The organism is Atribacterota bacterium (genome assembly GCA_028717805.1).
GTDB lineage: Bacteria > Atribacterota > Phoenicimicrobiia > Phoenicimicrobiales > Stramentimicrobiaceae > Stramentimicrobium.
Window position 1 is genome coordinate 38,431 of sequence record JAQUNC010000013.1, and the last position, 10,595, is coordinate 49,025.

At 35.0% G+C, this 10,595-nt stretch carries 9 protein-coding genes, 1 pseudogene and 1 riboswitch; all 10 genes and pseudogenes read right to left on the reverse strand.

The annotated features are described in order from the left end of the window. Positions 1 to 856: 856 nt before the first annotated feature. Positions 857 to 1,714 carry an OmpA family protein gene (locus tag PHD84_04440; protein MDD5637049.1) on the reverse strand — a complete coding sequence of 286 codons (858 nt, stop codon included), beginning with the start codon at positions 1,712 to 1,714 and terminating at the stop codon, positions 857 to 859. Positions 1,715 to 1,916: 202 nt separating this feature from the next. Next, entirely contained in the window at positions 1,917 to 2,684 is a 768-nt protein-coding gene (locus tag PHD84_04445) for a class I SAM-dependent methyltransferase (GenBank protein MDD5637050.1), read from the reverse strand. 101 nt (positions 2,685 to 2,785) lie between these two features. Further along, positions 2,786 to 3,991: a hypothetical protein gene (locus PHD84_04450; protein MDD5637051.1), complete on the reverse strand. Its 1,206-nt coding sequence runs from the start codon at positions 3,989 to 3,991 to the stop codon at positions 2,786 to 2,788. A 36-nt stretch (positions 3,992 to 4,027) separates the two neighbouring features. Continuing rightward, a complete protein-coding gene (locus tag PHD84_04455; GenBank protein ID MDD5637052.1) occupies positions 4,028 to 4,831 on the reverse strand; it encodes an SDR family oxidoreductase in 804 nt (267 codons plus the stop codon). A gap of 28 nt (positions 4,832 to 4,859) precedes the next feature. Next, positions 4,860 to 5,660: an acetoacetate decarboxylase family protein gene (locus tag PHD84_04460; protein MDD5637053.1), complete on the reverse strand. Its 801-nt coding sequence runs from the start codon at positions 5,658 to 5,660 to the stop codon at positions 4,860 to 4,862. Positions 5,661 to 6,026: 366 nt separating this feature from the next. Beyond that, positions 6,027 to 6,120: riboswitch (cyclic di-GMP riboswitch) on the reverse strand. A gap of 249 nt (positions 6,121 to 6,369) precedes the next feature. Next, positions 6,370 to 7,200 carry an endonuclease VIII gene (locus PHD84_04465; GenBank protein MDD5637054.1) on the reverse strand — a complete coding sequence of 277 codons (831 nt, stop codon included), beginning with the start codon at positions 7,198 to 7,200 and terminating at the stop codon, positions 6,370 to 6,372. A gap of 833 nt (positions 7,201 to 8,033) precedes the next feature. Next, entirely contained in the window at positions 8,034 to 8,900 is an 867-nt protein-coding gene (locus PHD84_04470; protein MDD5637055.1) for a radical SAM protein, read from the reverse strand. Between the two features lie 181 nt (positions 8,901 to 9,081). Then, the gene (locus PHD84_04475) at positions 9,082 to 9,612 is read right to left on the reverse strand and encodes a GrpB family protein (GenBank protein MDD5637056.1); all 531 of its coding nucleotides are present in this window, start codon (positions 9,610 to 9,612) and stop codon (positions 9,082 to 9,084) included. 23 nt (positions 9,613 to 9,635) lie between these two features. Beyond that, a pseudogene (locus PHD84_04480) lies at positions 9,636 to 10,412 on the reverse strand (MFS transporter). After that, positions 10,411 to 10,595, reverse strand: a 185-nt coding sequence (locus PHD84_04485; GenBank protein ID MDD5637057.1) for a PEP-utilizing enzyme, incomplete at its 5' end; no start/stop codon positions are given. The gene PHD84_04485 and the pseudogene PHD84_04480, both read right to left, overlap by 2 nt.

Below are 10,595 nucleotides of genomic sequence, written 5' to 3' on the forward strand. Positions count from 1 at the left end.
CTAGTATAATAGTGTTTGTCCATTACTACCTTTTACCTATTTCTCTTCATAAAAAACTCTCTTGTTTTTTCATTTTTTCAAAAACAACAATGTCAAAAGAACAATGAATCATACAATCACTGATGAACTTCATTCGGTAAGAATATCTAATTGGTTAAAACTATTTTTATATATTTAAAGATATTGTTATTTGTTTCTTGAGAACATCTTCCCAGATATTCAATACCAATGGAAATCTCGCCTATATTAAAATAAGTCTTTCCCAGTTATCTATAATTCATTCTTTTCTCCTTATAGTTTTCTTTTTATCTGACTAGCAACATGAGCAGAAATAGTGCCTTAGCTAAGACAATTGATAATTGGGAAATTGGTCAGTTATGAATCAAATAACTAAATATTTTTTAATCACATGCCTCCCATATCTCCTAACTGGTTGAAATATTATCACATTACAGATAATTCTTTGCTGGATTACTGATTTATTTTTTGCATCATCTTCTCCTTTTAGCTGTTGAGATGATAATTACAGTTTCCACTGTTTGCTTCTTTTTATCATTATTCTTAGTTTCAACTAAATGTCTTATCATTATAATAAAAGCAAATTATATTAATATTTCAATGATTCTGGCTTAAGTAATGACGACTACTTATCTAAAAGACTGGATTATTATCTTTATTATAGTATTTAATACCAATAAATTAGATACCATATAAAAATAAAAACTTTTATTAAAGAAAAGTCCCTCAGATGATACTTAGAGGCTAGGATAGCCAGTTTCCCTAATTGAAAATAATTACTGCTAGGACAAATACACAACAAAAAAGTTCATTCATTGATTAAATAATTATTATTAATCTACATCTTGACCAATTCTACCCGACGATTTTTTGCCCTGCCTTCCTCAGTGTCATTGGAAGACACCGGCTGTGATTCACCATATCCTTTGGATAGAAGTCTTTCTGAACTAATTCCGAATAATTGTAAATATTGAAGTACAGTATTAGCCCTTTTATCTGATAGGGTTAAATTATATGCTTCTTCTCCTTCATTATCGGTATGACCCTGTATCTCAACCTTTAATTCAGGATTTTGCAATAGTAATGTAACGATATGCTGCAACTGTTTATCAGATTCCTGTTTTAAGGTAGTCTTGTCATAGTCAAACAGGATATCATATAGTATTATTCTACCTTCACTGTCCAATACTTCTTTTAATTCAGCAGGACCGAAGGTAAGGGATTTTTTAAAACCTTCTTCATCTATAATAACCAATTCCTGCTGGCCTAATCCCGCATTACCGCTAACCCGGCACCAGGTAATTCCTCCATCATCCCTGGGTATGGTCAGAACCATCTGTCCCTGGTCCTCAAAGACGATCTTGCCGCCTCTTTCCAGGGCTGCAGCTTTATAATTTTCAAAAAACTCTAATTTTGATATATTCCGTACTCTTTCTCCGGAAGGTGTGCGAACTTCATATAACAGTTGCCATTTTTTACCCTTAATCTCTACCTCTTCCCTCTTTTGGGTCTGTGCATTTGTGACATAAAATTTGTAAGAATCAAAATTAGCATATTTAGACATATTCTCCGCCAATACTGAACCGGGGAAAGGTCGGATAAAGGGATGTTCAGGTATATCAGCAGCAGAAGCAGGTATGGTTGTTATAAGCAGGAAAAGAGTAATAAAAAATAGTAATAGCCTTAAATATTTCATTATTTAACCTCCAAAGATTATTTTAAAACACAATACCTTGTTTAAAAATTCATTGTAAAATTTTGGATAAATTAACCCCCTCTCTTTCCATGAAACGCACATGAAATATTATATGTTATTCTTAGCCTATCTTTTCTGAAATACTTTTAACTTATCTTTATTTAAGTTCTTAAGTCGGAAAAATTAAGTTATGTGATTTTTATCACTTTTCAGCAATAACGAGCATTTCAAAATCTTCGGTAGTTAATTTGTCATTTCGCGAATAAGCCCCTAATTTTGCCCCAAAAATATCAATTTTTTGATAACCAAGACATTTTAACAGCCAGGTAATTTCACTTGGAACATAATATCTTTCATTACTTTTGATAGTTTTCTTGTGACCATCATCATCTTCGATTTCAGTAATATTGTAATCGCGAAAAGTCATTAAATCAAAGGTATTGCTATGGTAGATGACATTCTCCTCTTCGGCAGTGGAAGCGCAAAGCTGTTTAATCGAATGGTATAATGGGAATAATCCATTTAACGTAGTAAAAATAAATTTAGCTTTACTTTTCAATACCCTGATAACATTCTGAAGTATTTCATAATTCATCTCATCAGTTTCCATCAGAGGGAAACCGCCCTCACAAAGCATGATTGCCACATCATAGCAAGTATCTAAATGAAGATCCCTGGCATCCTGCTGCTGAAAAGCAATTACGACACAATTAGCATTTGCTTTTTCTCTTGCCCTTTTTAATTGGGATTCGGATAAGTCTATCCCGGTAATATTGTATCCTCTTTTAGCTAATTCGACAGAATGTCTTCCAGTTCCGCATCCTACATCCAATATTTTTAAAGATTTATTATACCCTAGTTCCTGTTCGATAAAATCGCATTCACCAATTGTTCCCTGGGTAAAACACTCTTTATCATATTTTTCCGCATAATTCTCAAATAATTTTTCATACCATTGTCTTTTGATCATATTTTTGCGCTTTTACCTGTTTTATTTTCATGTAATTTACTTATTCTATTAAATTTAGCAAATATCTTTTATGTCCTACATTATCAAGTAATATTTCCATACTATTCAGTCTCACTGATGACCTCATTATTTTCTATCCTGTCTAAGAGAATCAGGATATTAAAAAGGTATAAAAGAACACATCCATTGGCAGATAGAACCACCCCAACAATCAATCCAGGAATGAGATTGGAAATAAGCATGGAAGTTCCAAAAAGAATTGATAGTAAAGCCAAAGCCAGCTGGGCTGTAAAGAGCTTTACTAAAATCGGGGGTGTGGAATGATATAATTCCGTTGGTTTTTTCCAAAGAGGAACAAGTAATTTTCTTAATGAAATTATTCCACCAATAATATTAAGTAAACCAACAAGTATAGTCAACTGGTAAACTAAAATCCCCGGAATAATACAGGATATTATTCCTAAAGAGGCAAACAAAAAACCCAGCAAAATCATCACCCAGGTACGGGGAAAAACACCAATTGGCGTATTACCAAGGGATAACATCTGGATAGCAAAAATGACCATCAGCAGTCCCAGCTGGGCGTTGGCAGAAAAAGGGAACAATCCTAAGCTGACCGGAATCAAAAACAATCCCAGCAATAACATAAAAATGCTCAATAATAATATCATGGCTTTGTCAGTAGAAAGCTCTACACTTCCCTTCTTATTATTTTCTGCTTCTGGGAATTGGAGATAAATTACTCTCAAGATACAGGCAAGGTATGCAATCGCCAGTCCATATATGAAAACTATAACTGCTGTTGTTTTTGTGGTAATCAGAGAGGGGTTCAATACCAGAATGCCAATCAGTATTGACAACAAATAAACAGACCCACACCCTATGATTAACTGATGAAAAATCCCACCATATTTAACCCAGGTTTGATATTTTTCTTTAGAAAAAAATTGTAAAAGCAAACAAAATCCGCCCAGACCAAAACAGATAAAAAGCAGGATACGGGGAGCCTGCCCTAAAAGACCTGGAATAAAACAGGTAATAACACCTAATGCCGCAATGAATAAACCTATCATTATTAAAAAATTTGACCTGCCTGCTTCTCCAAAAGGGGTTTTCCCCAATGTTATCATCTGTAAAGAGAATAGAACCAAAAATAATCCATACAGGCCATTTTCATGGTAAGGGAGCATACCCATAGAAACCGGAAAAAGTAATATCCCGGTAATCAGCGAAACCAATCCTGCAACAAGCAGGATAACTACCTCCAGCGGAATATCCACTTCTTTTAAGGTATTGTATTTTAACATTTCTTACCCTCAACCTTCAATCAATATTTCCTGAAACTAATAGTAAGTCCCTTTGGTACGATAGTTTTCACGCCGCTCTGCAGCAAGTTTCCGGGCAAAATGATTAAATTCTGCTCTATTTTCCCGATATAAAATATCAACATTACGCATAGTCTGAGGGAAGATAATTATCAGTGATTTTTTCTCTAATTCCTGAAAAATATAATCTACCGCCTCTTTGACTGTAATTGCATCTGGTGGAGGCGTATTTCCAAAAATTCCGGTTTTTACATTGCCGGGACAAAATACACTGAACTGTACTCCTTCTGTTTCCAGTTCATATTGCAAGGACTCAGTCATGGATATGACTGCACTTTTGGAAGCAGCATAGACTGCCTGGTAAGGCACAGGAACACGTCCGGTAATCGAGGCAGTATTGACAATATGCCCAAATCCCTGTTCCCGCATAATAGGTATTGCAGTATAGGTACCATAAATAATCCCCATCAGATTGATGTCAATAACAGTTTTCCAAATTTCAAAGGTAACTTTCTCTGTAGGTAAAGTCACCCCTATTCCAGCATTGTTGAAGACAAAATCCAAATGTCCATTAAAATCCCTGGCTTTACTAATCAGGTTCTCAATCTGTTCTAATTTAGTCACATCAGTTATTACAGAATAGACTTTACCAGGATAATCCTTATTGAGGCGTTTAATCTCTCTGGCAAGGTTTTCTTGATTCAAATCACCCATAAATACTGCGCTGGCTCCCGTTGCCGGTAAATTTTCAGTTAAACCCAGTCCAATCCCAGAAGCAGCCCCTGTCACCACTGCTACTTTATTCTCAAAATATTCAGCCATTTCTTTCTCCTTTTCTCTATCTGTATTGTTAAGGTAAAATCTTAGAATCCCCAACATTAAGCTGGGCTGACCCTTTTAATATCATTGCATTGGCATACCTTACAATTGGTAATTCAGCCAGGGCTTTAATAATATGCCATTGCATAGGATTTTCTTCTTTTACAAGCTGGTTCCATTGTATATTACCATCCCCTATCCAGCCTTGAATGAAGGTCGCTTCTTGAGGATAGAGAGTGGCATGGCTTAGAGTAGCTCCACCTTTACCCAGGTTAGGTAAATAACGCCAGCCAAATAGATTTATTTTGGGGTTTTCATTTAACTTTTCAATGTCAGCCTTTGCTAATTCTGCCTTCTTATAAAAATCCATCTTTAGAAAAGTATTGCTTTCATAACTGGCAGTAGTAAACCAATGATCATTCAGATAACGTTCATTGGCAATATCGGCAAATATTTTGGGAACCCCATCCTCTTCCCGTCCTCCGATAATTGGACAGGTTTTATTTTCCCATACAACCAGAGCATATTCTCCTGTAAGACCTTCAGAGCTACCTGTATATTTTACCGGTGCTGTAACCTGGATGAGCCGGTATTCTCCACCCGCCATCCAATCCACATCCCGACAGTTACTATACTGTACATTAACCAGAGGTTTAAGCAAGTCAAACTCCTCAGGAATGTATTGCAATAATACTTCCGGTTTGGTTTCATACTGTATGACAATATTGGTTATATCATTATATTTAACTCTTACTGGATAAAACTGATACCCTCCAAAATGAGCAGGCATTTTGTAGACAAAACCATCTTGAAATTGAAACTTTCCTTTCATTATTTCCCCCTATTTATCAAAAATGAAAAATGTATAATAATGTTTTTCGAACTGATATCATCATTTGGACTTTTAAACTGTTAGCAAAAATATTAAAGCAATTTAACTAAAGGTTTATTTATCATCTTGGCATATTTTATCTTTTTTGCCTGTCATCACCTTCTTTAGTTTTATTGGAGAAAACAAACCGTCCATGTTCTTGTTAGAGGTATTTTAAAAAATCTAAAATACTATTTTTTAAAAAATATGTTATCATGTAAGGGCCATAATCCATTATTTTTTGAAAGTTCAATTCAGGATTATTTGTACCTGCTGATTGCTTATTTTTAGGCAAAATAATCAGCTAGCTTATAATGAAGGCAGAAAGCAGGCAGTCCGGCCGTCCCAAAAGGGGAAACTCATTGAGTTGGGATCCGTAACTTTGTGTCCCATTCTTGCGAATGGTAAACCTTTATCGGCTTAGAGCTTTAATTTAGAATAGAAAAAATATTTATTTTTTTATATATTATTATTTATTATATATTTTTAATTATAATTATATTTTTTTCTTACTGTCAATATATTTTATGTAAAAAATACAGTGTCTTACATAGGTATTAATTTTTGTAATTCTTAAAGAAAAGAAACAAGAAACGCATCAAGGACATCTTTGCCTTATAATGAATTAAAGGAAAGCAAAATAAATAATCAATATAGAAATATTGATTTACTAATCGGAAGGTGGCTGACAGTCAAGACACCAATATATTGCACCACCCAGATAAGAAGTCTTTTTAATAACAGCTCCACATACCGGACACGGCTTCCCGACGGTATTTTTACTGAGTATTGTCCTATACCCGCCTGCTTTTCCAAATAAATCTTTTTCGGTGTCACGTCCTCCAAGCCTCGTCATTTCCGCCAAAGTATCTTTGATTGAACTGAACAAACCGGTATATTCTTTTTCCGTGATTGACTTCATTTTCCGCCTGGGATGAATGCCGGCATAAAAGAGGATATCCTGCAGTACACCGTTACCCAGGCCAGGGATACGCTGCCCGGTAGCAAGAAAGGCTTTGGCTGAGAGTTTACCAAGTGCTTCAGTATACAATGAATGAAAGTAGGTTTTGTCAAAATCATCACTAAGCGGGTTGGGTTTTTCTTTAGCAATGAGATAGTATTTGTTGTCATAGGTTCCCTTCCTGAATGCCAGGACGGTTCCATACATCTGAACTGAACAAACTAAAGTGCTCTTATCATCAAATTCGAGTAAAAGCTGGTGTTTTGTTGAGGTTTTACTTGAATTATCATAATAACGAAGGTTAGCTCCATCACCGAGAACAATCCGGCGGTCACCGGCAGAAATCTCAATCATTGCCCCCATACCGATGCTGTTTCCTATGACTTGTCCGATAAGCAGTGCATGATAACCGGCAGGGTCGCCATGATAGAAAGCAAACTTGTGTGGCGAAGCATTGGCAATCACTTTGTAAATTGTTTTTCCCGGTACTGTTTCGTTAAGCTGTCTGGCAATGGTCATACTCTCTGGTATCTCCAGCATTGTATTAAAACCTCCTAATACTGATAATTAATAAATATTAATCTGATTATATCAAAAATCTTCTTCACTAATGTGTATGATACGAATAGAAATCTAATATTTAATTTATCTATCTAACCAATGTGAAAAACTTGTCTCTGTATTTATTCTTTACTCTTCTTATTCGTTATTTATATAAGTAAATTATAAAACCTAAATATAATATCTTCCCCAAATTTAAACTCTCAAGCTAATTTTCTCAAGAATCCTGTCTCTGATCTACTTGCCTGAAAATCATTACCAACGATTAATCCAGGAATGAGATTAGCAATAAGTAAAGATGATCCAAAAAGAATTGACAGTAATCCCAAAGTTAGCTGTGCTGTAAAAAGCTTCACTAAGACTGGAGAGTGGAGCTATGCGGTTGTATCGATTTTTTTAGAATAGTAATAAGAAATTTCCCTAACGAAATCATACCACCAATACTATTAGGCACCCCAACGAATACGATTAACTGCAAAACTAGAATTCCCGGGATAAGACAAAATATAATTCCCAAAGAAGCAAATAGTAGTCCCAGTAAAATCAGGAGCTAGATGCGAGAGAAAGCGTCTAAGGGGGGAGTATTTCCTTGCTCAGCTTTGAGCTTCTATATACACTAAATATTCCCTATTCTTTTCTTATTAATTGTTATCTTTTTTATGTTTAATAAATAACTCTTTTTCCCCTTGCTGTCAATTAAATTCATTAATAACGATAGCAAGAAATCTTATAGTCTAACCAATATTTTCTATTCTTGAAGTGCTTTTCATTTACTTGGAATCATAAGAAGTAAAAACATTATTTAGTTTGTCCTACTTTAACTTTTCCTTCATTATTTTAGAATAACTACTGGAAAGAGAATACTTATCTCTTAGTTTATTGACCATCCTATACAATGAATTCTTATATTCTTTATTGGCTCCTCCAGTCTTATAAAGATTAATAAAGTCCAGGTAGAGATGTGGAAATTTCTCTTTAATAAATTCAAAAAATAACTTTCTTGTTTTACCTCTTAAATATAAGGTTCCAGTTAAAACATAATGCACATCACTATCTTTTGCCCAATAAAAAATTGAATTAATATTGTCATAATTATCTGTAAGATATGGGATAATAGGCATTGCATGCAAGCCTACAGAGGCATTAGTTTTTCTGAATGTTTTCAGCATTTCAAAACGTCTTATTGAATTGACTGATCCAGGCTCAATTAACTCTCTTAATTCTTCATCAGCTGTAGTAACGGTAGCTGCTACATTAATATAGGTTAATCTTGACAGCTCATCAATTAAATCAAAATCTCTTAATATCAGATCTGATTTGGTGGAAATAATCACCGGATTTTTAAACCGGATAAAAAGTTTTAGTATTTCCGGCATAAATTTATAATATTTCTCTGCTGGCTGATAGCTGTCAGTAACTCCACCAATGTTAACAATCTCTCTTTTCCAGTCAGGATTGCTGAGTTGTTTTTCCAGCTTTTCAATGATATTTGTTTTGATAAATATATCCTCATAATAGTTCTGTGAGCCAAGATACTCATGAGAATAAATTGCATAGCAATATTTGCAGCCATGTTCACAACCACGATAAACATTCAAGTCCCACCTGTAAGGCATCTTTCTTTTAAGCTTATTCAATGCTGTTTCACAATACATTTCCTTAAACTTTTTTTCTCTCATAATCATATTTTTATGCAAATCCCCTATTTTAATCAAATAACTCTGCAAAAGATTCTCAATTAAACTAATTTATAGTGTAATAAAGATAAATAGAAAACCATCAATCTTATAGCTATAGATGTTACTTATTAGTACTTGCTCGCTCCATAATCTCTAAAATTATCTCTGTTTTGGCATCTGCCTAGTGCTGTACATGACACCATTTATTCTTTGCCAGGGATTTTTTGACCCAGGCATATTTATCCCGGTCAGGTTTATGGGTTTGCAACCAATCCTGGAGGAGTAACATTCTATCAATTTCAGAGGTACCTTTACTAAAAACATATAGATTAATATCAGTAACAGGTCCCTTAAATACACGATGTTCTAACCAATCAGGTTCCCGTATGTGTAAAGTATAACCTGCAGTTTCTAATATTGGTAAATATGATGATTCATCAGCCGAATCTTTCACAACTAGAAGCATGTCAATAATTGGTTTGGCACACAATCCTGGTACTGAGGTAGAGCCGACATGTTCTACCTGTATTACTTTTTTACGAAGCACAGAAATAAGCCGGTTAGCCTCCTGTCTGAATAACTCAGGCAATTGTAGGTCATATTCAACCAGAGTTATTCCTGCATTATGTGATTTTAAATTTCCAACTGTAACCTTTTGAAGGTCTTCGTCGCTTCTTATGGTGAAGTTTTTTCTATTTGGTGACAAGGTCATTATAATAAGTTCCCTCATTATTTTTATTTATCATCGAGTGACTTAACAGCTGGGACAATCGGGCAAATTAAAGCAATTACCATAATTAATATGCCCGATATGAAAAACCAGGTGTTAACACCGATCAGATCAACAAACATCCCTGATAGTATCAAGCCAACAGGCATAGCCAGAGAGATAATACTCCCTGTTAGAGAAAATACCCGCCCTAAGTATTCCGGTTGTATCTTTTCCTGGAAAAGAACTGTTTGGACTCCACTATAAAAAGGGACAGATAGCCCCATAATTATACAACAGATAACAAATATTAAAAACGCCTCTGTAGGAAGCAGTCCTGATATGGCTAAACTGATACTCATCGCAAAAATAGATGCTGCAATTAAAACAATACGTTTTTTATAATTACCTGCTAACCCCAGGAGTATTCCACCCAGCAACATCCCGGATGCATAGGCAATTTCTGTAATTGACACATGTAGAGGAGTTCCTTTAAAATATTCCATGCTGACTCTCATTTCTCCTGCAAAGTTGTGATTCAAGCTTTTTTGCTCCATAATAAGTATAGGAATCTTTACTGCTGTTACCGTAATACTGGCAATTATTACACCAAGCACATCCAGTGCAATAATTGTATCTAATTCCCAAACAGAATACAAAAATGCCGCTGTAGCTGGACTGAATATATAAATTATTGATTGTAATGACTGACTGTAACCGGCATATTTGGTGAACATTTCTTTTGGCACCAAGAGAGGCGTAACCGCATTTAATGCAGGAGAATGAGAAGCAAATCCAATGCTATAGAATCTCTACATATCCTTCTGTTCCATTTACGCTGATCTTCTGCCCATCCTTTATCAGCTTCATTGCATTTTCCACCCCAACCACTGCCGGTAGACCATATTCACGGGTAATTACTGCACCATGAGACATAGCACCGCCTACCTCGGTGACAAGCCCTGCAATAGTTACAAATACAGGAG